Genomic DNA, 25929 nt, shown 5'->3' on the forward strand with positions numbered 1-25929 from the left:
GAACCCTTCAGTCGCGGATCGTGAAACCCTGCTCTTCGGGCAGGGCGGCCGGCGTTTCGGCGATGCCGTCCACATTCGCAAGCGGCGGACCGGACCGGCAACGGCCGATCATTTCCCGGACGACGGCTTCGGGACCTGAAAACAGCGCCTCGACCGACCCGTCCGGCAAATTCCGCACCCATCCGCTGAGACCGAGGGCGCTCGCCTCCTTTTCCGTCCAGGCGCGATACCACACCCCCTGAACCCGGCCGGTGATGATGCAATGGACGGCGATATCGGTCACGAGCCCGCCCCTTCCCGGTGCAGATGCTTTTCCATGAAAACGCTCAACGGGTCGGGTCGATAGGCGCCGAAGGGCCCTGTTTCGACGAAACCCGCCTTGCGGTACAGGCCGAGCGCTTCCGGCTGACTGATCCCGGTTTCCAACCGAAGCACCGTCAGTCCCCTGGCTTCCGCCTTTTCCTCAATCGCCTGAAGCAATTTCTTACCCAATTTCAGACCACGGGCCATATCGGCGACATACATGCGTTTGAGTTCCGCATACCCGTCCTTTTCGACGAAAGCCGCCGTGCCGACGACTGTCCCCTTCAGGCGCGCCACCAGGAAGGTCACCGAGGAATCACGTAATTCGTCCAGCGACGATCCGTGATTGCTCTCCGCCGGATAGAGGGACGCCGCATAGGCATCCCCTGCCGCCAAAAGGGTGACGACATCCGGTTGGTCCGGGGTTTCCTCATTTATGGAAACGGCGCCGGACATCCTGCCCGTCCTATTCGAACTCGACGATCTTCTGGTCGACCGCCAAACTGTCGCCCGGCGCGGCATGCAGGGCAGCCACGACACCGTCGCTGACCGCGCGCATGACGTTTTCCATCTTCATCGCTTCGACGACGGCCAATTCCTCGCCCGCCTTGACCGTCTGGCCCTCCTCGACGGAGACGCGAACCAGCAGGCCCGGCATCGGGGACAGCAGGAATTTCGACATGTCCGGCGGCGGTTTGTACGGCATCAACCGTTGCAATCCCGCCAGGCGCGCCTCCACGACCCGCACGAGGGCGCGGGTACCGGCATGCGACAAGACATACCCGGAATCGGTCGGATCGATCTGTACAATCGCCACGCGGCCGCCGACGGTCGCCTCGAACAGCGGCATGCCCGCCGTCCAGTCGGACTTGATTTCCAGGGTGTCGCCATCGTCGAACGTGACGGTATCCGCATCGCGTCCGATTTCCACCGTCAACGACAATTCGGCGGGGTCTTCCTCGCCGATGAACACGCTATAGGCCATGCTGCCGCCACGGGCGGCCTTGTCGCGGTTGACCGAGCAGAATTCGATGATCGCGCCCGCCGCCGCCAGCAATTTCGGATCGGTCGGCAGCATATGTTCAGGCGTCAGCCCTTCTGGATACTCCTCGGCGATGAAATTCGTGGTCATGCGGCCGTCGCGGAAACGCGGATGCGCGACCAGATGCGACAGGAAAGCGAGGTTATGGTTGAGGCCCCGGACGTAATAGTCGTCCAGTGCCTCCCGCATCGTGTCGATGGCGGCGTTCCGGTCCTCCCCATAAGTGACCAGCTTCGCGATCATCGGATCGTAGAACATCGAGATCTCGGCGCCTTCGCGTACGCCTGTATCGACGCGGACGCGACCGTCACGTTCCCGCGGCGGGCTGTAGCGGACCAAACGCCCCGTGGAGGGCAGGAAGCCGCGTTCCGGGTCTTCCGCATAGAAGCGTGCTTCCAGCGCCCATCCGGTCAGTTTCACGTCATCCTGGGTCAGTGGCAGCTTCTCGCCATAGGCGACGCGCAGCATCAGTTCGACGAGGTCCAGGCCCGTCACCAGTTCGGTCACCGGGTGTTCCACCTGCAGGCGGGTGTTCATCTCCAGGAAATAGAAGTTCCGGTCCTTATCGACGATGAATTCGACCGTCCCGGCGGAGCAGTAGTCCACTTCCTTCGCCAGCGCCACGGCCTGTTCGCCCATCGCCTTGCGGGTCGCTTCATCCAGGAAGGGCGAGGGCGCCTCTTCCAGAACCTTCTGATGGCGGCGCTGAATCGAGCATTCGCGTTCGCCGAGATAGACGACATTGCCGTGCTTGTCGCCCAGGACCTGAATTTCGATATGGCGCGGTTCCTGGATGAATTTCTCGATGAAAACGCGGTCGTCGCCGAAGGAGGAACGTCCTTCGTTCATGGCGGAAACGAGCCCTTCGCGGGCCTCGTCATCGTTCCAGGCCAGCCGCATGCCCTTGCCGCCGCCGCCGGCCGAAGCCTTCAACATGACCGGGTAGCCGATACCGTTGGCGATCTTCACCGCCTCTTCCGGGTCGCTGATCGCTTCCAGGTGGCCCGGCACGGTGTTCACGCCGGCTTCCTGGGCCAGTTTCTTTGATTCAATCTTGTCGCCCATCGCCTTGATGGCGCCGACCGGCGGACCGATGAAGGCGATGCCCGCCTTGTCCAGTGCAGTGGCGAAAGCCGCGTTTTCCGACAGGAAGCCGTAACCCGGATGGACCGCTTCCGCGCCCGTCTGCTTGCAGGCCTCCACGATCTTGTCGATGACCAGATAGCTCTCGGCACTGGCGGCCGGCCCGACAGCTACGGCCTCGTCGGCCATTTCCACATGCAGCGCATCGGCATCCGCCTCGGAATAGACGGCCACGGTCTTAATTCCCATGGCTTTGGCGGTCTTGATGACACGGCAAGCGATCTCACCCCGGTTGGCGATCAAGATCTTGGAAAACATGGGCCCTCCCCGTCAGATATTAGGCACTTCGGTAAGCCATTGGACCGGTCTTATCAAGCGCCTGGACACAACCAAACGCGCCGTAACCGGCCCCACAAATCCTGTCATCCGGCCGTTTTTCTTGCGACCACGTTCAGGCTGATCCGTTGGTCTCCGACCCGAATTTCGCTGGTATCGTCGAACAGACCGAAACTCTCCACCCGGTGGACTTCCTGAAAACCGGCATTGCCCAGGAAGCCGGCCAAAAGGTCCGGCGTGAACCCTGCCTTGTGATAGTCCCATTCATCGGTTTGGCCGCCGAACAGGATGCGCATCAACTGATACTGAACCTGCACGGTCGCGGCTTCGTGCACCATCAGCCGGCAGATTGCCTCCATGTCGGGCACGGCCAGCATGAGCCGCCCGCCGGGCATCAGAATACGGTGGCATTCCTTCAGGGCCGGAAGGGTTTCCCGGGAATAGGCGAGATGTTCGAGCACATGGCTGGCGTAAATCTCGACGACGCCACCGTCCTTGAACTGCGAAAGATCGCGGAAATCCCCGACGATGTCGACATCCGGCCCCGGTTGCGCGTTCAGAAGGGTCCACCCCTCCCGCGCTTCCCGGCCGCCGATATGGAGGCGGATCGCCATCGCCGCGACGCCGCCGCCCTCTATCGCGTCAGAGCGGGATATTGCCGTGTTTCTTCCACGGGTTTTCCAGCTTCTTGTTTCGCAGCAGACGCAGGCTGCCGGCAATCCGCTTGCGCGTATTGTGCGGCATGATGACATCGTCCAGGAACCCGAGCGAGCCGGCCACGAAGGGGTTCGCGAATTTCTCGCGGTATTCCTGTTCGCGTTCGGCGAGCTTGTCCGGATCGTCCTTATCGGCGCGGAAGATGATTTCCACCGCCCCTTTCGGTCCCATGACGGCGATTTCCGCCGTCGGCCAAGCGTAGTTCACGTCGCCGCGCAGATGCTTGGAGGCCATGACGTCATAGGCGCCGCCATAGGCCTTGCGGGTGATGACGGTCACCTTCGGCACGGTCGCTTCCGCATAGGCGTAAAGCAGCTTCGCGCCGTGTTTGATGATGCCCCCGTATTCCTGCGCGGTGCCCGGCAGGAAGCCCGGCACGTCGACGAACGTGACGATCGGGATATTGAACGCGTCGCAGAAGCGGACGAAACGCCCGGCCTTGATTGCGGATGCGATATCCAGGCAACCGGCGAGCACCATCGGCTGGTTGGCGACGATGCCGACGGGATGCCCCTCGAACCGGCCGAAACCGGTGATGATGTTGCCCGCATAGTTCGGCTGGGTTTCAAAGAACTCGCCCTCGTCCACGACTTTCTGGATCAGTTCCTTCATGTCGTAGGGTTTGTTCGGGTTCGGCGGCACCAGGTTGTCGAGCGACGGCTCCTGGCGGTCGAAGGGATCGTCGGTCGCCTGCACGGGCGGCTTTTCCCGGTTGCTGGAGGGAAGGAATCCCAGGAAACGGCGCAGCTGACGCATCGCTTCCATGTCGTTTTCAAAGGCCTTGTCGGCGACACCGGACTTCGTCGTATGGGTGATCGCGCCGCCCAGTTCCTCAGCCGTGACGACCTCGTTGGTAACCGTCTTCACCACTTCTGGGCCGGTCACGAACATGTAGGAACTGTCCTGCACCATGAAGATGAAATCGGTCATGGAGGGCGAATAGACCGCCCCGCCCGCGCAGGGCCCCATGATGGTGGAAATCTGCGGGATGACGCCGCTGGCCATCACATTGCGCTGGAACACGTCCGCATAGCCGGCCAGCGAGGCAACGCCTTCCTGGATCCGCGCGCCGCCGGAATCGTTGAGGCCGATAACCGGCGCGCCGACCTTCATCGCCTGGTCCATGACCTTGCAGATCTTGCGCGCATGGGCCGCAGAGAGGGACCCGCCGAAAACCGTGAAATCCTGCGAGAATATGAAGATGGGGCGACCGTTGACCAGACCGTGCCCCGTAACGACCCCGTCGCCGGGAACCTTCTGCTCCTGCATCCCGAAGTCGCTGCAGTCGTGTTCGACGAACATGTCGTATTCTTCGAACGACCCTTCATCGACCAGCGCTTCGATCCGCTCACGAGCGGTAAGCTTGCCCTTTGCATGCTGAGAGTCGACCCGCTTTTCACCGCCGCCAAGGCGCGCCGCCGCCCGTTTTTCTTCGAGTTGCCGGATGATGTGCTGCATTCAAGCGCTCCCCTCAACGCCCCGATATGGGACCGATCTCGATCAAGCTTTTACGATTGATTACCGCAGGGTTCCGGGCTTTACCAGACCTGACCCGCCTCACCGCCCGCCGAGCAGACAAATCAAACGATGGGCCGAACGGACTTCTTCCCGCAGGCGGGCGCGCCGGGACTCCGCCTCCTCATCCCGGCCCCAAAGATCCGCCTGATGCTCCTCGTCCATCAGAGACAGGTCAAACGCGTCGTCCGGGGTCTTATAGCCGTCAAGCACACTGAAACCGAGGATCAACGAGCCCATGGCCGTTGTCATCGTATGCAGGCCTGTCAGTTCGAGACTGTTGAGTTTTCCAACGTCGCGCGCGACCAGCATCAAAGTCGTATTCGGTTGAGCGACCGGCATGATGCCGCTGGTCACCGTGAAGGGCGCTCCGAATCTCTTCTCGGCCCAGTCCAAGATGGGCGTCCAGGCCGCATCCTGCTTCGCGACGAGGTCCGGCTGACGGTCGGCACGATAGCAAAGCAGGTCTGACGCCGCGAAGGATGCGATTTCCGCCGCCACCGCCTCGCGTTGCGGTTCGACACGGTCCACCGCCGTCGAAACATAGGTCATAAGCGGCATGGCGGCGGGCTCGATCTTCTCCCCCTGCGCCTCCCACTCCGCGGCAACCGCCTCCGCCAGGTCCTTGCCGGGCAGCAGAAGATCGGCCTTGGCCGGCGATTTGAGAGGCCGCCCGTCCAAGGTCACCTGGTATAGATCACCGGAACCGGCAACCGGTTCGACCGCCGCTTTCTTGTAAAACCGCTTCATGACGCTGGATCAACCCACCTGATTGCTCTTGCCGGCAGGCTTTTCCGACAAAATCAGTTGCCGAACAAGCCTTTCAAGCCTTTCTGGAGCGTATCCTTCAGGACCTCTTCCGGCTTCTGCTGCTGCACCGGCTGAACCGGCGCCGCCGACGGAGCCGCAGGCTGCGCGCCGCCGCTGCTGCTCGCGCCGCCGCCCGTCTTGATGTCGGCGCAGGGATGATCCTTCGGGAACCCTTGCGTCACCAGCGCCCCGATGGCCGGCGCGACACCCCCGGTCAACAGGCCGAGCCCGACGCCCAAGGCCGCTTTCCCGGCCTGAAGTCCATAGGTCGGCGAGGCGAGCGTGCCGCCGACATGAACCGGAATACCGATATTCACGGCACCGGCGATGCTGCCTTGCGGGGTGACGTCCAGGTCCAGGGTTTCCTTGCCCAGATTGATCGTGCCGTCCACCGTCACAGTCGAGATTTCCGTCTCCAGGACAGCCGTCTTGGTTTCCGCGACCCCGCCCTTGAACGCATAATCCGCGAACAGACACTCGACGACGACGTTTTCCTTGTTGGCGAACAGGATCTCGGTCACCAGGGTCGCCCCTTTGCCGAATTCGCGGATCATCGCGCTCTTGTTCATCATCCCGTTGGCGACGACGACCTTCGCGTTCCCGCCCATCGTGCCAGCCAGGGCACGCGGCGTATCGCCGAGCGCCGCAACGGACACATCGATGGTCAACGGGCCGTTGATGACGTCGTTGATACCGGCAAGCTGCATGATGCCGCCGATATCCAGGTTCGAGCCATCGAGCTTAACCCCAAGTTCCGGGATCTCCTTCGACGCGTTGTAGCGAATTTCGGCATCGACCGCGCCGCCCGCCGCATTCGCCTTGAAGGGCGTGATCTGCAGATCGCCGTTCTTCAGGGAGATACCGACATCCGCATTGGTCATCTCGGTAACCGCCAGGGTAAGCCGCGCAACCTTGACCGAAACATCGGCATCGACCGATTTCATCACCGCCACGGGCAGCGGATCGTTCGGAATCACACGGCCGTCACTGGGTTTGGCCGGTTGCTGGCCCGCACCACCGCCGGCCGAAGCGCCGCCACCGGCCCCGCCGCCGGCACCGCCGCCCTTGCCCTGCTGCTGGAAGACCGACAGATCGAGCAGATTGGAGGTCAGCGCCAGATTGACGTAAGGCTTCTCGCCCGCGGTCTTCGCGATCAGGCTGCCTGCGAGGTCGCTCTTGCCCATCTGAACCGCCAGTCCGTTCACGCGGACCTCGTCGGACATGCTGCCCTGGGCCCGCCCGCGCACCGTCAGCGGCCCAACATCCGGCAACGGATTGTCCGGCGTCGAGAGTTTGGCCAGGCTGGGACTGTCGACCGAGACGGCGACGTCGACGCCGGTCACGGCCACCGCATCGGCGATCGCACCCTGAACCGTCAGCAGGGCGGTTTCCTTCGTCCCGACCGAAACCGAGAGGTCGTTGACGGCAAAGGTATCGGACAAACCGCCCTTCACCGCCGCCCCCAGTTTGAACGGGCCGAGCGCCGGGACCGATTGTCCCGAGAAATCCTGGGCCACCGGGCTGAGATTACCGGTCTCGACGCCTTCCGCCGCAATTTTCAAGTCGATCCCGGCTTGATTGAGCAGATCGGCGATACTGCCCTGGACGGCGACCTTGACGACTTTCGCGTCGCCCAGGTTCACGTCGAGGCCCTGCAGAGCGAGCGTTCCCGAAGGATCGCCGGTGACCTTCGCCGAAACCGCCAAGGGACCGAGCGCGGGCACCTTCTGACCGGCGAAATCCTGTGCGATCGGCGACAACGCTCCGATCTGCCGGCTGTCGGCCTTGATATCGAGGTTGAGACCCTTCTGCCCGATCGCGTCTTCCATGCCGCCGGTTGCGGTCACATGGATGAGATCGGGAGAGCCGAGCGAGAAATCGATGCCGTCGACACGGACGACCTTGTCCAGGTCACCGGCCACCTTCGCCTTAAGCGAGAGCGGGCCGAGGGCCGGAACATTCTGTCCGGCGAATTGCTGCGCAATCGGGGTCAGAGCGCCGATCTGGTTGCTCTTGGCATCGATTGCGACCGCGATACCCCTCTGTTTCAACAAACTGGCGACACCGCCGGTTGCCTTGACGGCGAGCAGCGAGTCCTTGCCGAGCGATACATTGAGGTCCGAAAGCTGGATGTCACTCTCCAGGCCGCCGGTGACAACCCCCTGGGCGGTGAGCGGACCGAGCGCGGGGATAGGCTGCCCCGCATAGGGTTCCGCGATCGGGCTGAGCTTGCCCACTTCGGGCGCCTGCAGCGCGAAGCCCAGGCTGATACCGTCGACGGTCATCGCATCGGCGATGGAACCCTGGGCGTTGACGACCAGCAGGTCGGCACGGCCCAGAGCAAAATTGATATCGCGTACACCGAGGCCCGCGGATTGGCCGCCTTTCACGGCGGCGGTCAAACGGTACGGACCCAGCGCCGGAACGTCCTGCCCGGCGAATTCGCGGGTAATCGGCGACAGGCTGGCGGTTTCACGCCCTTCAACAAGCAAGGACAGGTCGACACCTTCGACCTTCGTCGCCGATTGGACAGTCCCCGTCAGTTCAACACGCACGAAATCGGGTTTCCCCACGAGCACCTTAAGCGCGGGCACGGAAAGGTCGCCATCCGCATCGCCCTGGACGGTTGCCTGAATGTCGAAGGCGCCTATGGTCGGGACCGCGATACCTGCAATTTGTGCCGCTTGGGCCAATTCGTCACCCGCGAGCGCGACCACGATGTCGACACCACGGCCCGCCGTCGGATCCTGAATCTGTCCATCGACCTGAAGACCGATGCCCGCGATTTCGCCGGCCAGTTGGACAGGCCAGGCCATTGCCGCGTCGAGCATGGCTTGCGGCGACCCCAGTTGCCCTGACACGGCAATCGGCAGCGAGGTCGCTTGTCCATTAACGCCCACCGTGGCCTCACCCGCCACATTCACGTCCAGCGGGCTGGATTGGTCCGAACCGCGAACGGATACCGTGTCCAGCCGGACGGTATTGGTTTGTCCGGTGCCTTGATCCGTCATCGTCACGGTGACGTCGGAAATGTCGACCAGCCGCAGGACGGGCAGAATACCGCCGCCGGCATCACCCCGGCCCGATGCCACATCGCCTTCGGACGGTTTTGCGTCCTGCGTGGTCGGATCGCCGGGTTTCGAGAAATCGGCGCTGCTGCGCCCGGATGCATCGGTCTCCAGCGCGATCTGGGCGCCGGTCAATTCAATCCTGGTCACATCCAGTATGCCGGACAGCAAGGGCATCAGCTGAATTTGCGCATCCAGCCGCGCAATCTTTGCCAATTCGGGTGTCGTCGCCCAGTCGGCATTTTGGAAACTGAGGTCACGCACCGAAACGGAAGGCGAGGTCGTAATCAGGTTCAGATCCAGGGAGCCGATGCTCAGCTTCCGCCCGGTTGCGTCAAAGGCGGCCTCTTCCACGTATTCCTTGTCTATCGTGGAAACGAAGGCGAGCCCGCCGCCAACAGCGACGACCAGCAGAACCACCAATCCCAGAACGATACGCAGCACCCATTTCATGGCTTACTTGCTCCAAATTCGATGCAACAGGCCTGGCAGGTCGGCATAGTGGTCGATCACCACGGACGCCCCTGCCTTTTTCAACTCGCCGACCGGATGATATCCCCAGGAAACACCGATCGCATGGGTACGCGCTGCGCACGCCATGGATATATCAAAAACCGTGTCCCCAATCATAGCGGTCGTGTCGAATTCCGCACCTGCTTCTTTTACAGCATCCCGTAATATAGTGGGGTCGGGTTTGCTCGGCCCATCATCCGCGGTCTTCAGGACGACGAAACGGCCGGTCAAACCATGCCGCTCCAGCGTCGCGTTCAGGCCGCGCCGGCTTTTCCCCGTGGCGATCGCCAAAAGGACACCTCTATCTTCCAACGCATCAAGGGCCTGGATGGTTCCCGGATAAAGCGGCTCTTCATGGTCCGGCTGCTGGCGCAGTTCGAAGAAAGCCTGCTTGTAGCGTTCGATCAGGCGGTCATGAACCTCGCGCGGACTGTCCGGCGCCAGGCGCGGAACGGCGTAGTCGAGGCGCAACCCCACGCCGGTCCGGATGAACTCGTCCGATGGCGGCGCAAGTCCTTCCGCCGCCCAGGCCTGGCGGACGGATTCGATTATCGAATGCTGACTGTCGACAAGTGTGCCGTCGCAGTCGAAGACCGCCAATCTGACAGCTGTCATGAATTCCTCGCTACTACAGAAAATTCTAGCGGTGCTTGGGGCCGCCGCCCTTGCCGCGGGGCGTCTTGGGTCTCGCCGCGGCGGATCTTGCCTTCGCCGATCGGAACGGCCGCGGTTTGGCAGGTCCCGACTTCTTTGCGGCAGAGTTCTTGGCCCCACCCTTGCGGCCCTGCGGTTTCGGCGCCTCCCATTCCTCGAACGGGTCCTCTATCAGCCCTTCGGTATCCAGGCCCAGCATTTCCAGGGTCTGGTGCATGTGATCCGGCAGCGCCGCGGCGATCCGCGTCCCTTTGCCCGGTATATCGATTTCCCGGGCATGCAGATGAACCTGTTTCGGGAAATCCCCACCGGTCAGGAAGGCATCCTTGCCGCCATATTTACCGTCACCGACGATCGGCGACCCCAAGGCTGCCATATGGGCACGAAGCTGATGGGTCCTACCGGTCCGCGGCCATAGCGCCACGAGCGCCGCCCGGCTGCCCGCTGTATCGATGACCTTGTACCAGGTGATCGCGGATTTCCCCTCCTCGGGATCGGCAACCACGCGTTCCTGGCCCGGTCCGCCCGCCTTGCCCAGCGGCATGCTAATTTCACCTTCGCGGGGGTCGGGAACACCCGCGGTTATGGCCCAATAGACCTTGCGGGTTTCCTTGTGCTTGAAGGCGTTGCCCAATCGGGTCGCGGCATCCCTCGTCTTGGCCAGCATCATCACACCGCTGGTGTCGCGGTCCAACCGATGAACCAGACGCGGCCTTTCGCCCCCCTTTTCGGTCAGGGCGGACAGCAAGCCGTCGAGGTGACGCTCCGTCTTGGTGCCCCCTTGCACCGCCAGACCGGCGGGCTTGTTGATCACCAGAACATCGTCATCGCCATAAACGACCAGGGATTTCACGAAACGCGCGTCTTCGGCGCTGACCGCATCCTGTTTCGCGGGCCGGGATTTCTTCTCCCGGTCTTCGCCATCCCCCTCGCCGCTGTTGCCGAGCGGCGGGATCCGGACGGTCTGGCCCGCTTCCAGGCGTTGATTGGTCTTGGCTCTGGCCCCATCGACACGAATTTGGCCCGTCCTGAGCAGCTTCTGCAGCCGGCCGAAAGCGAGGTCCGGAAAATGGGTCTTGAACCAGCGGTCCAAGCGCATGTCCGCCTCGGCCCTGCCAACTGTCTGATTTCTTACGCTACTCATGCCATCACCGTGCGGATCAGTTGCAATCCCGCGAACAGTCCAATCACGCCGCAGAGCACCGATGCGGTCACATATAAGCCTGCCTTGAGCATGTCGCCACGCTGAAGCAGCAATACGATGTCGAGAGAAAAGGTCGAAAACGTCGTGAAGGCGCCCAGGATACCGACCGCCAGAAATGCCCGCATCTCCACACTGGGCGACCAGACAAGGGCGGAAAGCTCCACCAAAACCCCCATGGCAAAGGATCCCAGCACATTGCAGGCAAGAATTCCCCATGGGAATCCGTGCCCAATCAAGGCGTTAACGTGATACGCCAGATAATGCCGGCCCAGGGCGCCCAGCGCCCCGCCGGCCGCGATGGCCAGGACTGTCTTCATGCGGCGCACGCTATGCTTTTGACCATTCCGGTGCAAGCAGGACGAAGGCTCTTTCCACAATCCCCCTATTAAGCGACTCCCTACTGATTTACCGTTACAGACGTGAGATCATAATGAGTGCCCGTTCGGCACCGATGACAGCTGGGAGAGGATTTATCCATGACTATTCGCACAGCATTTCTGGCCGCAACGGCCGCTTTGAGCCTTTCGGCCGCGGGCGCGGTCGCGCAGGACACGCCGATCGGGTCGAAATGGTGGCCTTCCGCCCATGGCGCGGACGATCAGGCAGGGTCGAGCAACTACGTGACGCCGGATAAGGTCACGGGCGCCGCCGCGCTCATCAAGGAAGGCAAGGCGATCAAACTCGGCCGCGACTACGAACCCGCGATGCCGCTGTTCGGCAGCCGCGTTTTTGCCTTGCGCATTCCCGGCTCCCCCACCGGCGGCACCTTCGGGGACAACAAGGTCATTTGGAATGACGAATTCCTGGCGACCGAAATCGGTCAGGTCGGGACGCAGTTCGACGGGTTGGGCCATATCGGGGTCCGCGTCAGCGGAGAGGATGACGGATCCGGCATCCGTTACTACAACGGTGTGACCGGCACGGAAATCGCCGGCAGCTACGGCCTGAAGAAGTTGGGCGTCGAGCATGTCAAACCGTTCTTCACCACCGCCCATTTGATCAACATGGAAGCCGTCAATGGCGGGCCGATGGAACTGGGTCAGGAAATCTCGGTCGCGGATATCGAGGCCGCCCTGGCGAAGGACGGGAAAAGCGGGGCGGACATCAAGCAGGGTGATGTCGTCCTGTTCCACACCGGTTGGGGACGCCATTGGATCAAGGACAACGACACCTTCAACAGCGGTGAGCCCGGTATCGGCATCGAAGCCGCCGAATGGCTGGCGGAAAAGAAGATCGCACTGGTCGGCGCCGACACCTGGGCCACGGAAGTCGTCCCCAATCCGGACTCGAAACTGGCCTTCCCGGTCCACCAGATCCTTCTCGTCAAGAACGGGATCTTCAATCATGAGAACCTGGCGACGGAACGTCTGGTCGAGGCCGGCGTTCACACCTTCGCCTATATCTACGTGCCGATGCCGATCGTCGGCGCGACGGGGTCCGCCGGTTCCCCGATCGCGGCATGGTGATATCCGCGTAACCGTCACGCATAAGCTTGAAGAAACGCCGCGTCCTGATGCAGGACGCGGCGTTTTCTTTTTCGTCCCGTCGTCGCTCTAGGCGACCGCGAGCCTGGGACGGCCGCTGCGCAGCAGGATCAGCACCATCACCAGTATGTTCAGGAAGTTCCAGCCTATGCCGTTCAGGAACGCCGCGGTGTAGGAGCCGGTGACCTCATAAATCGCACCGGAGAGCCACCCGCCAAGAGCCATGCCGAGAACCGTCGCCATGATGGTCATCCCAATGGCGACACCGGCGCGGTCGGCCGGCAGGTATTCGCGAATAATGACCGCATAGCTCGGCACGATTCCCCCCTGCGCCAGTCCGAAAATCAGAGACACGACATAGAGCGATACCAAGCCGTCGAAGGGCAGATACAGAAACAGCGCCACGCATTGCAGGAAAGAACCCAGCAGCACCGTCCGAACCCCGCCGATCTTGTCCGCGAGCCACCCGGAACTGAGGCGACACATGACGCCGGCAGCCAGCATCACGGACAACATTTCCGCACCGCGCGCCGCATCGAAGCCCAAATCGACGCAATAGGCCACGATATGGACCTGCGGCATCGACATGGCGGTGCAGCAGGCAAGACCGGCGACAACGAGCAGAACCTGCAGCACGCGCGGCGACAGATCGATGGACAACAAGCCTTCTTCCGACGCCGGGGCGGCGCCGCCGCTCATCTGCATGCGTCTGTGTCTCGGCGCCGGCGCGCGCAGGATCACCGCAAGAGGAAGCATCGCCGCGACGCAGAACACGCCGATCCCCATATAGGTCGTCCGCCAACCGTGATCTTCGACGAAGTACTGGATCACCGGCGGCCAGACAGCGCCCGCAAGGTAATTCCCACTGGCTACCGCGGCGATGGCCAATCCCCGACGCTGGCGAAACCATTGCGAAATGTCGGCGATCATCGGACCGAAACCGATGGCGGCCGCCGTGCCGATGAAAACACCGTGAAACAGGGAAACGAGATAAAGGTTCTCGGCCAATGCCGCCGCCACATATCCAAGCCCCAGGCTTAGTATCGACGCGAAAGCGGGCGGCGCGACGCCATATCTGTCGACCAGCCGGCCGACGGCGAAATTACCTAAGGCAAAGCCAAGCATGGTGGCCGTATAGGGGAAGGAGGCTTCTCCCCGGCCAACCCCGAATTCCTGCGCAACAGCGGGCAGAACGACGACGAAGGACCATAGGCCGACACTGCCGATCGTCGCCAGGGCGAGAGAGATGACGACCCGGAACCAGGCATAGGACCCGTCCAGCGTGGGGTCGTAACGGCATGCCGACATAATCCTGGCGATCATGGCTGGTCCTAAACGAATCAATTTGTGAGCTGGCCCGGCGGTTATCGCCAGGGGCCGTCTTCCGTGCTGACTTTTGGCTGTCTGGGCCGTCAATCGGCCCGGCGCAGGATCTTCCCGCCTTTCATCACCATTTTCAGGTGACGGTCGGGCTGCGTCATGACGGTAATATCCTCGACCGGGTCACCGTCGACCACAATCAGGTCGGCAAGAAAACCTTCTGTGACCTGACCGATCTGATCCTTCATGCCGAAAAGGTCCGCGGCATAGATCGTGGCCTGCCGTATCACCTCCATCGGCGGGCAAACCTCCGCGCGAATCGTGAATTCATTGAGCTGATGGCGGTGCATGATCCCCAGCAGATCGGTGCCGTAGGCTATTTTCACGCCCCCCCAATAGGCCATCTCCAAGGCTTTGATGCCTGCATCCAGGACCTCATAAGTCTTCTGGACCAGATCCGCCGCCATCCCGGCGTCCTCGCCTTCCTTGACCAGCGCCTGATAGGTCGACAGCGTCGGCACCAACCAAGCGTCGTATTCCTTGAACAGATCGACCGATTCTTCGTCGATCAGATTGCCGTGTTCGATCGACGTCACGCCCAGTTTCAAGGCGCGATTCACCGCCCGCGCCGTATAGGCATGCGCGATCACGGGGATATTCGCGGCAGTCGCCTCTTCCACGATCGCGGTGATCTCTTCGTCCGAGAATTGGGTGGAGGTGATCCTGTCGGTCGGCGAAGACACACCGCCCGACGCCATGATCTTGATATGGGTTGCGCCCCGGCGGATTTCTTCGCGTGCGGCCTTTCGGACGGCGCTGACGCCATCACAGACATGACCCATGCCGGCACAGCAGAAGCACTGTTCCAAGCCGTTCTGACCGGGGGAACGCATGTCGCCGTGCCCGCCGGTCTGGCTCAATGCATGGCCGCAATACAACAGCCGCGGCCCTTCTATCGATTCCTCCTCAACCGCCTTGGCCAGCCCCCAGTCCGCGCCGCCGGCGTCCCGCACCGTCGTGAACCCGCGGTCCAGCATGCCGGACATGACCTCCGACGCCTTGGCCGTGACGTAATAGGGCGACATTGCCTGCAAGGCGGGGAAGTTCGCTGTGACCGCGATGACATGGACATGCGCGTCGCAAAGGCCCGGCATCAGGGTCTTGCCGCCCAGATCGATCACATCGCAGCCTTCGGGCGTCAGTGGCTCATCAGAGATTTCGATGATCTTTCCGTCACGGATACGGACATGGCGATCTTCGTTCCGGTCACCCGAAATCACGTCCAAAATCGTCGCATTGGACAGAATAATTCCGTTTTCCGCCGCCATCGCATCCTCCCGTAAACTGCCTGGAGACGGAGAGTACGCGCCCGATGGGCAAAGGGAAAGCACCGCTGACGCGGAGAAGCGTTTCGGCTGAAGCTTCAATACTGAAAGCTTTCCTAAAATCCCGGATAAAAGATACCCTTAACCGTTGCAGGAGGACTCGACGCGCCCCATTTTTCCGGGATCAGGATATGGCGAGGGGACCCACAACCGGGAGCGCCTTGATCCGGCGGCATGCTGATGTCGAAACCACTCTTCAGCGATCCGTTCGTCTTCCGCGGCGTACGGCGCAATCGCCAGTCCTTTGCTCTATCTCTCGCGGTGCAGGCCCTGTGCTGGAGTGTCCTCATCCTGGCGGCATATAGGCTGCTGGGAGGCGATTGGACATCTTTCGGCACCAGTCCGCCTGCATTGACCGACCGTTCCATGATCGACTTGCTACTCCTTGCCGCCATAGGACTGGCGACGGTCCCCCTGGTCCTCATGTATCTGGCCGCCGGAACACAAAGATGCAGGGATTGCGGCATTTCCGGATGGGCCGCCCTGGCCCTTCTGGTCCCGCCCCTGAACCTGCCGATGCTCATCGCTTTGGCTCTTTGCAAAGGTCAGGACGGGCCGAACCGTTTCGGCGAGAGTCCGATGCGGCGCGCCGAAGTCGCCGCCCGGTTTGACGCTCTGCTGGAAGTGAAGACGGCGGAAGAATAATCGCCCGGCACCCACTGCCTTACCGAAAACAAAAAAAGCCGACCCGAAGGTCGGCTTTTTCTCGATCACCCGCCTGCTAGGCGAAGAAGGTTCCGATGGAGGCGATCGCAGTCTCGGCCGTATCCGAGAGAATGACCCCGGCCAGCATGATCATCAGGCTGCCGATGATCAGGTCCAGCACCCGCCACACCTTGTCGCTGGTTACGTAGTAACCGACATAGAAGGACAGGGCCGCGATGGCGGAGAACCACATCAGGGACGCCGTGGCCGCGCCGGCAGAGAACACCAACCGGTCCGCCAGCAGGTCGTATTGCCCGGCCAGACCGCCGACCAACACCACCGTGTCGAACAGCACACCCGGATTGGCGATCGAAACCAGGATGGCCGTCGAATACTGCGACGTCCCCGTTTCCGCCTCGATCTTCCGTTCCCGGTTGAGGAAGGCATTGCGGATGTTCATCACGCCGTAGACGAAGAAGAACACCGCCGCCAGCAGCGAGAACACCAGGCGCAGGTCGGGGGATTGCCCGATAATGGCCCCCACGCCGAGCGCCCCCAGAGAGATGAGAGCCACGTCGATGGCAACGTAGATTGCTGCAATACGGAGAACCGAACTGCGACGAAGCAGACCATGTTTGATCAGATAAGCGTTTTGTGGGCCCAGCGCGACGATCATGCTCGCGGTCATGCCCAGACCAGTGAAGAACGGCATGGTCTTATCTCCAATCCTGAACGAGAATTCCCGAAGGTTCGGCATCGAAGGCAGGCGCCTTGGCATTGACGCGGCGATAGGCCGGGTCCTGCATCAGCAGCGCGTGGCAGTCCTCGAAATGCTCCGAAGGCACATTCGGAAAAAGATGATGGATCAAGTGGAAGCAGTCGTTCCGCGGGAACAGCAACCAACGTATCGACCGAGGCACGATCCAGTTGCGGGAACTCTCCAGCGCATCCTCTCGGTCGAGGATGCCCGCATGGTCGATGCAATCGGCCCAGTAATTCAAACCCGGATAGATCCATAAAACGGGAACGAGAACAACGACGGCTGCCGTGATCGGATCGATGACCGCCCAGCTCAGCGCCGCCAGGATCATCGCCACCTTGATGGCGAAGAAGGCAATACCGTCGCGCCGGGTAAGGTCCAGGCGGATGTAATTCGGCAGGTGCATACCGAAAATCGGTGTCAGCACATGGCGCGCCACGGTTTTCACATCCAATGCGCTTTCCAGCCTGAAGGGTTTGAGTGACCGGATATCCTGGTCCTTCTCGTAATCGCCGAGATGCGCGTGATGCGTCATGTGTTCCGCGCGGTACGCGGAATAGGAAGACATCAGAACCGATGCCGCGATGCTGCCGAACAGGATGTTGTCGTTCTTCTTTTCCGTGAACGAATAGTGGCTGCATTCGTGGATGATGTTGTTCAAACCGCGCATCCGCGTGCCGATGAACAGCAAGGCGAATGCGACGCCGGTATAGGCCGCTGCCCCGCCCTGTTCCAACAAGGCCGCGGCGGCGACGCCGGCGACAATGATCTGCAGGATATAGGAAGCAAGGGCGAATCCGGCGCCCATCCTGCCGTTCCGCTCCAGTCCTTTGAACACTTTGTTATACTTTCTGCGTAGCTCAATACCGGACATTTCACTCACCCTTGGTTGTACACATGTTTTCACCACATCCAGTGTTACCGCAGTGACCGTGACTGGCCTAGGCCAATTGTTCAAGATTTACGGTAGAATTGACGTGTGTTTGAATATTCAAACATCATGCCACCTTAGTAAGAGAGGTTGCGGCGGCGGCACCGGCGCCACACTTGTGTGACCGCTCGCCTTCCTCCAGCGCGCCAAGACGGGGACTAGACCTATGGTTGTCGGCATTGACTATTTCCCGGCCATGAAGGCGACGGAAGTCGATATCGTTGACGCCCTCTTGCGGGAAGCCTTCGGCGGTCGCGAAGAAGCCGATCTTGTCCGCAGGCTACGCGCGGACGGCGATATGTGGCACGAGACCGTGGCCCATTTGAACGGCGAGGTTGCGGGTTACATGGCCCTCTCGCGGATGCGCTCACCCAAGGGCTGGGCCTGTTTGGCACCGGTAGCGGTGCTGCCAAAGTATCAGAACGGCGCCGGCGCGCCCGACCCGTCCTCGCGGTCCGCTTTTCGTGTGGGATCCAGGATGGTCGGCATGGCGGTGGCGGGACTGGCATCCCTCCGCGATGCGGAACTGGAAGGCCGCGACCTGCCCCACACGGTCGTCGTCCTCGGCAAAAGGAGTTTCTACGAGCGGGCCGGCTTCAGTTCGGCACGGGCCCGGCGGCTCGTCTCCCCCTATCCGCTGGAACATACCTTGATCGCCCGGCCCGGCGACGACGTTCCGGAGGAGACACTCCTCTATCCGCGCGCCTTCGACGCCCTCGGTTAGACGACGCCAATGGAAAACGGCCGCCCCAAGGGACGGCCGCTTCCCGATCGCTTGCGCGAAAGACCTAGAACTGGCGCTGGATCATCAGCTTCTTGATCTCCGCGATCGCCCGGGCCGGGTTAAGGCCTTTCGGGCAGGTCTTGGAGCAGTTCATGATGGTATGGCACCGGTAGAGCCTGAACGGATCTTCAAGCGCGTCCAACCGGTCGCCGGTATATTCATCGCGGCTGTCCGCGATCCAGCGATAGGCCTGCAACAGAACCGCCGGGCCGAGATAGCGTTCCCCGTTCCACCAATAGCTCGGGCAGCTGGTGGAGCAGCAGAAGCACAGGATGCACTCGTAAAGACCGTCCAGCTTGCGCCGATCCTCCGGCGATTGAAGCCGTTCCTTGTCCGGCGGCGGCGGCGACTGCGTCTTCATCCAGGGCTCGACCGCGGAAAGCTGCGCATAGACCGTGTTCACGTCCGGAACCAGATCCTTCACGACCTTCATGTGCGGTAGGGGATAGACGTTCACCTCCCCTTTCACTTCGCTGATGAATTTTGTGCAGGCCAGGGTATTGGTCCCGTCGATATTCATCGCGCAGGATCCGCAGATACCTTCGCGGCAGGAGCGCCGGAAGGTCAGTGTCTGGTCCACCTCGTTCTTGATCTTGATGAGTGCGTCCAGAACCATCGGTCCGCACTGATCCAGATCGACCTCATAGGTATCGACCTGCGGGTTCTTTCCGTCTTCCGCATTCCAACGGTAGATGTTGAAACGCTTGACGTTCGACGCTCCCTCCGGTTTCGGCCAGGTCTTCCCCTTGCCGATCTTGGAGTTCGCGGGAAGTGTGAATTCAACCATCGACTATCTCCCTAACCGGCCAATCAGTAGACCCGCGCCTTCGGCGGGAAGCTCTGAACCTCGTTGCTCATCGGTTGCAGGTTAACCGGACGCTTGTCCAGCTTCACCGTTCCCGCCTCGTCGATCCAGGCCAGCGTATGATGCATCCAGTTCTCGTCGTCGCGGTCCGGATAATCGTCGCGGGCCTGGGCGCCGCGGGATTCCTTCCGGTCTTCCGCACCGACGATGGTCAGCATCGCCTGCTCGATCAGGTTCTCGAATTCCAGCGTTTCCACCAGATCGGAGTTCCAGATCAGCGTGCGGTCGCTGACGCGGATATCGTCCTTGCCGGACCAGACATCCTTCATCTTCTTGATGCCTTCCTGCAGGCTGTCTTCCGTCCGGAACACCGCGCAGTGGTTCTGCATCGCGCGCTGCATGTCGCCGCGCAACTGGGCGGTCGGCGTGCCGCCACTGGCGTTGCGTGCCTTGTCCAGACGCGCCAGCGCGTTGTCGCCCGCATCCGCCGGCAGCGGTTTGTGCGGCGCGTCCCGATCGACGACTTCCGCGCACCGCAAGGCGGTCGCACGGCCGAACACGACCAGATCAAGCAGCGAGTTCGATCCCAGACGGTTGGCGCCGTGCACGGACACGCAGGCGGCCTCGCCCGCGGCCATCAGGCCGGGCACGATGACATTTGCGTCGCCATCCTTCTTTGTCAGCACCTCGCCGTGATAGTTCGTCGGAATGCCGCCCATATTGTAATGGCAGGTCGGAACGACCGGGATCGGTTCCTTGGTCACATCGACGCCGGCGAAGATCTTCGCGGATTCCGCGATGCCCGGCAGGCGTTCGTTGATGATGTTCGGATCCAGATGCTCGATATGCAGGTGGATGTGATCCTTCTCGGCCCCGACACCGCGGCCTTCGATGATCTCCATGGTCATCGACCGGCTGACGACATCACGAGAGGCGAGATCCTTTGCCGACGGGGCATAGCGTTCCATGAAACGCTCGCCTTCGGAATTGGTCAGATAGCCGCCTTCGCCGCGGACCCCTTCGGTGATCAAGCAACCCGCGCCGTAGATACCGGTCGGATGGAACTGAACGAATTCCATGTCCTGAAGCGGCAGGCCCGCGCGTGCGACCATCCCGCCGCCGTCACCGGTGCAGGTATGCGCCGAGGTGGCGGAGAAATAGACACGGCCGTAACCGCCCGTCGCCAGAATGACCATCTTGGCGCGGAAACGGTGGATCGTGCCGTCGTCCAGGTTCCAGGCCATGACGCCGACGCATTCGCCTTCGTCGTTCATGATCAGATCAAGCGCGAAATATTCGATGTAGAATTCCGCCTGATGCTTCAGGGACTGCTGGTACAGCGTGTGCAGAATGGCGTGGCCGGTTCGGTCGGCCGCCGCACAGGTGCGCTGCGCCGCCGGGCCTTCGCCGAATTCCGTCGTCATACCGCCGAAGGGGCGCTGGTAGATCTTGCCTTCTTCGGTCCGGCTGAAGGGCACGCCATAGTGTTCCAGCTCGATAATCGCCGGCACGGCCTCACGCACCATGTATTCGATGGCATCCTGGTCGCCCAGCCAATCGGACCCCTTTACGGTGTCGTACATGTGCCAGCGCCAGTCGTCCGGGCCCATATTACCCAACGACGCGGAGATACCGCCCTGCGCCGCCACGGTGTGACTGCGGGTCGGGAAGACCTTGGTGATGCAGGCCGTCTTCAGGCCCTGTTCTGCCAGACCGAAAGTCGCCCGCAAGCCGGCGCCGCCAGCGCCGACCACGACGACGTCGTAGGTATGGTCGATGACTTCGTAAGCGTTGGTCATCCGTCTCTAGCCTCCAACAAATGCAACGCGCAGAACCGCGTAGCCACAGGCCACGGCGAGTATTGCGCAGGCGAATTTCACGAGCATCAAGGCGGCGATCTTCGTCCCCTCGGCATGCACATAGTCTTCAAGCACGACCTGGATGCCGAGCTGAAGGTGATGGAATGTCGAGGCGATGAGAAGCAGCAGCAGGATCGTGTTGACCGGTGAGCCGACCCAGGCGACCGCGTCCGCGTAACTGCCGTCGGCCATGCTGGCGACGCTGATCGCGAACCATACGGTCAAAGGAACCAGCGCCACGCCGGTGAGCCGTTGCGCCCACCAATGATGCGTGCCGTCCTTGGCGGAACCGAGCCCGCGCACACGGGCAAGTCTTGTTTCCAAGCTCATTCTTTCCTCCCTTTAAGCGGCGGCGTAGGCGATTGCCCACAAGGCCAGGGTGGCGACCACGGAAAAAGCGACGTTGAAATGGCCTGACATGGCTGCCGTATCCAATTCAAAGCCTTTACCCGCATCCCAGAATAGATGCCGAATGCCGTTCCCCAGATGGTAGAAAAGAGCCCATGTCCATCCGAACAGAAGCAGGCGCCCGATAAGACTGCCCGAGAAATCGGACACGGTCGCGAATGACTCCGCGCCGCCCGCCAGGGCCATAAGCCACCAAGCCAGGTACAAGGTGCCGACACCGAGCCCGACACCGGTCGCCCGGTGCAGGATCGAATAGGCCATGGTCCATTGCCATCGATAGACTTGGAGATGCGGCGATAGTGGTCGATCTTGCGTGCTCATGATCCCCCTCGCTGTGAGTTACGGCTATTCGCCATCTGCGAACCCATACTATGTCCTTTACGTATGCCCCCAACCGGCCGGACCACTTCTGAACAGATGAAGTGTCCTTTCGCGTTTTCCCAGCATCCCCTCATGCTGGAGCGGCGCGAACGTCGCGCGGCCAAGCATCGGAATTTACTAAAGAAGGTCATCGCATCCCGGCACGCACTGTATCCCGTGCGCCGCCCGATCAAGCAACTCCCTAACCAGTGATTAAGTCGAAAACCAGTTATATCGCGCAGCAACGCCGCACGGACCATTCCTGAAATCCGGTGAATCGCAAAACCGTGATTCGCAAGGCACCGTCCCGTCGGAACGATGTCTGCCGGTAGCTAATGCCGTTTACCGGACGTCTTCGAGCTAAGCCGGCTAAGGCTCCTTCCCTATGCGAATACCCTATCGCGTCACTGGCCGGTGTCAAAACGGTTTTTGCCGCTTTCGAGCAAAACGGTCGCAAATCCGCTAATATTTGGAAGACTGGCCGCGCCAACACTTCATCTTGTGGCTACGCGGGCATACCGCACACATGATTTGGCGGCTGTGCGTAACACTGGGGATAACTTGTGGATGAATTGTGCTGTAAGTAATTGTTAATACACAACAAATTTCACGAAGTCATCACTTTTCCATAGACAGCGGATCGGGATGCGCGGACACTACCGGTGCGCGATACATCGTTTCGTCATGCCACATGATCGCGGCACCGGTTCGCCGGGGGTCGGATCAGGGCGGAAACGGGACGGGCGCGGCGAAGCTGGGCCAATCGGGGCGACTCGAGCGGTAACCAGCGTCGGCGCGGGGCGCGGGGCCGGTTCTTGGGGTGTCGGCGCAAGCCGTTCATTCAAATCGCCGGTTTCGTGGGAACAATGTGTTGAAGCGCGCGCGGTTGGGGTCGACCCGACCGCAGGTGGTTCGCCCGAGGACGATCCGTGCGTCCAACGTCATGGATCGGGCCAAGGGGTCGGGCTGAGCGGCGAAACGTCGGCGGGATCCGTCCCGCTTTCAGTTTCGGACGGCGGCCGGATGGCGGTGGGCTAACGCCCGTTGCTCTGCGGCTTCTGTGATCGGATTGTGCCTTCGGGCACCGGTCCGGTCCGGCCAGTCGGCATTCGCGGAACCGTGGCAGCTCATTCGTGAGTAGATCGCCAACAGGCGCCTGCGCCTGGAAGCGGTAGACAGCGAAGGCGCACGGGAAGCGACCGGAACCGGCGGTTCAGCCGAGGGTTTCCCTCCGGCGACGTCTTGCGGGGCGTCTTCGGGCGGGCAGCCGGGAAAAGCATTGATCCTCGCAGCGTGCGGCTTTCGGCCAGCCATTGGGAAACCGGTGGTTCGGACTTGCGGGCGGCGCGTAGGCAAGAGTCGGCATCAAGGTGCTTTGCCAGGGTGACCGAGACACCGAACTTGCCGGATTGCGATCTGTTTCGTGCGGGAGGCCGCAAGGCCTCGACGGCGGTTCACGCCGAAAGGCCGGTCGGGGAAACCCGATTTGCCAATTGATGTGGGCCAGTTCCGTCGGGCCGACAGGTCTTTTGAGGCGCCGGGCGCGCCGCCGCCGTCTAGCGAACTCCCGCGGACGGAAGCGGCCGTGGCAGCGGGCCGGGGATTGTCCGATGGGGCGACCGGGAAACCGGAAGGCTCCGACGGAAGGTCCGACCGGACGACCGCGCCGCCCGACGCCTCTTTCCTTTTTTGCCGCGAACCGCGGTCCGCCCCTAAACCTCCATCCAAGTGACGCCATGCCAGACGCGCGCGAAGACGCCATCTACGACGACCCGGCGCTCATTCCCCTCTATGATGTTCTGAACGCCGCGAACCACGATCATGATTTCTACCGTCGAGAAATCCCGTCCTGGGCTGAGCATGTCATCGATTTGGGCTGCGGCACGGGCCGGTTCGCCCGGGACTTGGCACGCCGCGGCTTCATCGTGACCGCGGTCGACCCCGCTCCCGGCATGATAGACTTCGCCAAACGGCAAAGCGGCAGCGATAAGGTGTGCTGGATTACAGGCACGGCAGCCGATCTGCCAAAGGAGAACGCCGCTGATGCCATCGTCATGATGGGCCATGCATTCCAATGCCTGCTGACGGATGAGACCACCAGGGATACTTTTCGCCAAATTCGCTCCAGTTTGCGGAAGGGCGGACGTTTGCTGTTCGAAAGCCGCAACCCTTCCGTCTCACCCTGGTCAGACTGGGACGGAAAACAGCGCATTTCGCTGGAAGCCCTAGACGACGACGTGGAAATCGAGAGAAAGGTCTTGGCCGTAGACGGCGCACACGTTGTCTTCGAGGAAATCTTCCATTTGCCGGGGCAAAAACTATCCAGCCAAAGCACCCTCCGTTTTCCGGACAAGGCGGCAATAGAGGAGCAACTCAGCGGTGCGGGATTTTCCGATATTCAGGTGTTCGGGTTCTGGGACCGGCGCCCCTTTGCGGAAGACAGTCCGGAAATCATCGTTTCCGCGGCATGACGATCAAGCTTGTCAGGCACGGCCTGTCGGCGCGCCGTCGGCGAAGAGGCGATCGCCCTGTTCGTCGATAATCTGCTGACCTTTCCGGACAGCAAAGGTCTCGGCCTCTTCACGCGATGTGTAGAGATCCGCGCGGATAAACGTCCGTTCCAGTTGCACATCATCCTGCCCGTCGGTTCCCGGAACCGCCTTGAGGATGACGCCGCATAAGCGCCACTGGTCGCCATCCCGCATCGGACTCGCCGCGATTGAAAACTCCTTATACGTCACGGTCTCACCGCGCGCCGCGGGGGAATCGTCGTTCGCCTCGGGCTTTCCGCCGCCGAAGAGTTTTGAAAAGAATGACGCCATGCCGGTGCCTCTGTCTGCCAGTGATGTGCAATTCCGACAGCCTTTATGCCATTCCGGCGCCGACACCCCAAGCCCTGCCGGGCGCCGTGGGAGGATCGGCTTGGCAATATCGCGATGATGGTCCTAGGATTTCGGCGTACCAATCGATCCCGGCCATCAACGGGACGCTACAGGGGGAATGCGCCATGACCACCACCACGCCCGATGCCGCGAACCATATCGGCCTTGCGGACCTGGCATCCCGTTACGTCGATGTGGAGAGCCTGCCGTGGAAAAAGACCCGGTTCGACGGTGTCGAGACCAAGGTGTTGATGGAAGACAAGGAAACCGGATTGTTGACGGCCCTGTTCAAGTGGGCGCCGGGTTCGGAGCTGCCTTTTCATGAACATGTCGAGATCGAGCAAACCTTTGTCCTGGAAGGCCGGCTCGTCGACGAGGAAGGCGAAGTAACAGCCGGCAACTTCGTTTGGCGGCCCGCCGGAAGCCGGCATGTCGCACGCGCACCGGATGGCGCGTTGCTGATCGGGTTTTTCCTGAAACCGAACCTGTTTCTCGATCAGGACAGGTAAAAAAGCGTCATTCGACCCGGGCGGCCCTGTCCATCGCAAGATAGAATTCATCCAGTTGCGGCGGCGCAACCGCGGTCGCCGATAGCATGTCATGGACCTGACCGCGGTGATGGATCTGATGTTGAAACAGATGCAGCAGCAGATCGCCGATTCTTTCCTTCCAGATCACGCCGCCTTCGCGCAGGGTATCCACCTGCCTGGCAAGGTCGAGTTCTTCCAGACTTTCGCAAAAGGCGATCAGGTCGCCGTCCGACTTGTCCTGCGCATCGGCAAGCGCGGCGATATTTTCCAACGGATCGGGCGCGCCGTCGCGATAATTCTCCCGTATTTCCGCCGCGCGGCCGGCCTGTTTCAACGCGTCGATATAGTACCAGTCGACGATCAGGATATGATTCAATGCCGCCAGGATGGTTCCGAAGAAACTTGGTCGCTTCTTGGTCATTTCCTCAGCCGGCAACGCGGCGCATGCGGCAAGAAGCCGCCTGTTGGCCCAACGGTTGTTCTCGGCCTGCAACACCATTTGCCGTACAGCCAGGCTCATACATCCCCCTA

Annotated in this window: 25 protein-coding genes; 5 read left to right on the forward strand and 20 right to left on the reverse strand. The window is 61.6% G+C overall.

Annotation, left to right across the window (positions count from 1 at the left end; translation table 11 throughout):
• Nucleotides 1–7 precede the first annotated feature (7 nt).
• The 10 genes from ACQK2G_RS15880 to crcB form a co-directional block, all read right to left on the reverse strand.
• Nucleotides 8–274 carry an acylphosphatase gene (locus ACQK2G_RS15880; protein ID WP_425407655.1) on the reverse strand — a complete coding sequence of 89 codons (267 nt, stop codon included), beginning with the start codon at nt 272–274 and terminating at the stop codon, nt 8–10.
• A 5-nt stretch (nt 275–279) separates the two neighbouring features.
• On the reverse strand, nt 280–759 hold the full coding sequence (locus ACQK2G_RS15885) for a GNAT family N-acetyltransferase (protein ID WP_425406012.1): 480 nt from the start codon (nt 757–759) through the stop codon (nt 280–282).
• Between the two features lie 10 nt (nt 760–769).
• Complete coding sequence (locus ACQK2G_RS15890) at nt 770–2746, reverse strand: acetyl-CoA carboxylase biotin carboxylase subunit (protein ID WP_425406013.1); 1977 nt, start codon at nt 2744–2746, stop codon at nt 770–772.
• A gap of 104 nt (nt 2747–2850) precedes the next feature.
• Entirely contained in the window at nt 2851–3378 is a 528-nt protein-coding gene (locus ACQK2G_RS15895; RefSeq protein WP_425406014.1) for a class I SAM-dependent methyltransferase, read from the reverse strand.
• A 28-nt stretch (nt 3379–3406) separates the two neighbouring features.
• Nucleotides 3407–4939, reverse strand: coding sequence for an acyl-CoA carboxylase subunit beta (locus tag ACQK2G_RS15900; protein WP_425406015.1), 1533 nt, complete (start codon nt 4937–4939; stop codon nt 3407–3409).
• 99 nt (nt 4940–5038) lie between these two features.
• A complete protein-coding gene (locus ACQK2G_RS15905) occupies nt 5039–5746 on the reverse strand; it encodes an ATP12 family chaperone protein (RefSeq protein ID WP_425406016.1) in 708 nt (235 codons plus the stop codon).
• Between the two features lie 53 nt (nt 5747–5799).
• Entirely contained in the window at nt 5800–9327 is a 3528-nt protein-coding gene (locus ACQK2G_RS15910; RefSeq protein ID WP_425406017.1) for an AsmA family protein, read from the reverse strand.
• Between the two features lie 3 nt (nt 9328–9330).
• A complete protein-coding gene (locus ACQK2G_RS15915; protein ID WP_425406018.1) occupies nt 9331–10002 on the reverse strand; it encodes an HAD-IA family hydrolase in 672 nt (223 codons plus the stop codon).
• A 25-nt stretch (nt 10003–10027) separates the two neighbouring features.
• Nucleotides 10028–11185, reverse strand: a complete 1158-nt coding sequence (locus ACQK2G_RS15920; protein ID WP_425406019.1) for an RluA family pseudouridine synthase — start codon at nt 11183–11185, stop codon at nt 10028–10030.
• Nucleotides 11182–11562, reverse strand: a complete 381-nt coding sequence (gene crcB / locus ACQK2G_RS15925; protein ID WP_425406020.1) for a fluoride efflux transporter CrcB — start codon at nt 11560–11562, stop codon at nt 11182–11184. The genes ACQK2G_RS15920 and crcB overlap by 4 nt, the downstream gene beginning before the upstream one ends.
• 159 nt (nt 11563–11721) lie before the next feature.
• Here crcB and ACQK2G_RS15930 point away from each other — a divergent pair, with 159 nt between their 5' ends.
• A complete protein-coding gene (locus ACQK2G_RS15930; RefSeq protein WP_425406021.1) occupies nt 11722–12711 on the forward strand; it encodes a cyclase family protein in 990 nt (329 codons plus the stop codon).
• Between the two features lie 87 nt (nt 12712–12798).
• On the opposite strand, the gene ACQK2G_RS15935 is transcribed toward ACQK2G_RS15930, so the two are convergent.
• Nucleotides 12799–14052 (reverse strand): MFS transporter, encoded by a 1254-nt coding sequence (locus ACQK2G_RS15935; RefSeq protein WP_425406022.1) that lies wholly within the window; start codon nt 14050–14052, stop codon nt 12799–12801.
• 89 nt (nt 14053–14141) lie between these two features.
• On the reverse strand, nt 14142–15377 hold the full coding sequence (locus ACQK2G_RS15940; RefSeq protein ID WP_425406023.1) for an amidohydrolase family protein: 1236 nt from the start codon (nt 15375–15377) through the stop codon (nt 14142–14144).
• Between the two features lie 237 nt (nt 15378–15614).
• On the opposite strand from ACQK2G_RS15940, the gene ACQK2G_RS15945 reads away from it, so the two are divergent.
• Nucleotides 15615–16079, forward strand: a complete 465-nt coding sequence (locus tag ACQK2G_RS15945; RefSeq protein WP_425406024.1) for a DUF805 domain-containing protein — start codon at nt 15615–15617, stop codon at nt 16077–16079.
• Between the two features lie 76 nt (nt 16080–16155).
• Here the strand turns inward: ACQK2G_RS15945 and ACQK2G_RS15950 are convergent, their stop codons facing one another.
• Both ACQK2G_RS15950 and ACQK2G_RS15955 read right to left on the reverse strand, forming a co-directional pair.
• A complete protein-coding gene (locus tag ACQK2G_RS15950) occupies nt 16156–16791 on the reverse strand; it encodes a LysE/ArgO family amino acid transporter (protein ID WP_425406025.1) in 636 nt (211 codons plus the stop codon).
• Nucleotides 16792–16795: 4 nt separating this feature from the next.
• Nucleotides 16796–17677 (reverse strand): fatty acid desaturase family protein, encoded by an 882-nt coding sequence (locus ACQK2G_RS15955; RefSeq protein WP_425406026.1) that lies wholly within the window; start codon nt 17675–17677, stop codon nt 16796–16798.
• Nucleotides 17678–17936: 259 nt separating this feature from the next.
• Between ACQK2G_RS15955 and ACQK2G_RS15960 the strand changes: the two genes are divergently transcribed.
• Nucleotides 17937–18494, forward strand: a complete 558-nt coding sequence (locus ACQK2G_RS15960; protein ID WP_425406027.1) for a GNAT family N-acetyltransferase — start codon at nt 17937–17939, stop codon at nt 18492–18494.
• 64 nt (nt 18495–18558) lie between these two features.
• Here the strand turns inward: ACQK2G_RS15960 and ACQK2G_RS15965 are convergent, their stop codons facing one another.
• From ACQK2G_RS15965 to sdhC, 4 genes are read right to left on the reverse strand one after another with little or no spacing between them, the layout of a single operon-like run.
• A complete protein-coding gene (locus ACQK2G_RS15965; protein ID WP_425406028.1) occupies nt 18559–19341 on the reverse strand; it encodes a succinate dehydrogenase iron-sulfur subunit in 783 nt (260 codons plus the stop codon).
• Nucleotides 19342–19364: 23 nt separating this feature from the next.
• Complete coding sequence (gene sdhA, locus ACQK2G_RS15970; RefSeq protein ID WP_425406029.1) at nt 19365–21158, reverse strand: succinate dehydrogenase flavoprotein subunit; 1794 nt, start codon at nt 21156–21158, stop codon at nt 19365–19367.
• Between the two features lie 6 nt (nt 21159–21164).
• Nucleotides 21165–21548: a succinate dehydrogenase, hydrophobic membrane anchor protein gene (gene sdhD, locus ACQK2G_RS15975; RefSeq protein ID WP_425406030.1), complete on the reverse strand. Its 384-nt coding sequence runs from the start codon at nt 21546–21548 to the stop codon at nt 21165–21167.
• 12 nt (nt 21549–21560) lie between these two features.
• Entirely contained in the window at nt 21561–21947 is a 387-nt protein-coding gene (gene sdhC / locus ACQK2G_RS15980) for a succinate dehydrogenase, cytochrome b556 subunit (RefSeq protein ID WP_425406031.1), read from the reverse strand.
• 1775 nt (nt 21948–23722) lie between these two features.
• Here sdhC and ACQK2G_RS15985 point away from each other — a divergent pair.
• Nucleotides 23723–24457 carry a class I SAM-dependent methyltransferase gene (locus tag ACQK2G_RS15985; protein WP_425406032.1) on the forward strand — a complete coding sequence of 245 codons (735 nt, stop codon included), beginning with the start codon at nt 23723–23725 and terminating at the stop codon, nt 24455–24457.
• Between the two features lie 12 nt (nt 24458–24469).
• Here ACQK2G_RS15985 and ACQK2G_RS15990 read toward each other — a convergent pair whose 3' ends face one another.
• Complete coding sequence (locus ACQK2G_RS15990; protein ID WP_425406033.1) at nt 24470–24808, reverse strand: HlyU family transcriptional regulator; 339 nt, start codon at nt 24806–24808, stop codon at nt 24470–24472.
• Nucleotides 24809–24993: 185 nt separating this feature from the next.
• On the opposite strand from ACQK2G_RS15990, the gene ACQK2G_RS15995 reads away from it, so the two are divergent.
• Nucleotides 24994–25377, forward strand: a complete 384-nt coding sequence (locus ACQK2G_RS15995; RefSeq protein WP_425406034.1) for a cupin domain-containing protein — start codon at nt 24994–24996, stop codon at nt 25375–25377.
• 7 nt (nt 25378–25384) lie between these two features.
• Here the strand turns inward: ACQK2G_RS15995 and ACQK2G_RS16000 are convergent, their stop codons facing one another.
• Entirely contained in the window at nt 25385–25918 is a 534-nt protein-coding gene (locus ACQK2G_RS16000; protein ID WP_425406035.1) for a DinB family protein, read from the reverse strand.
• Nucleotides 25919–25929: the final 11 nt, after the last annotated feature.

It is taken from the genome of Hwanghaeella sp., assembly GCF_965227365.1.
Classification (GTDB): domain Bacteria; phylum Pseudomonadota; class Alphaproteobacteria; order UBA8366; family Aestuariispiraceae; genus Hwanghaeella.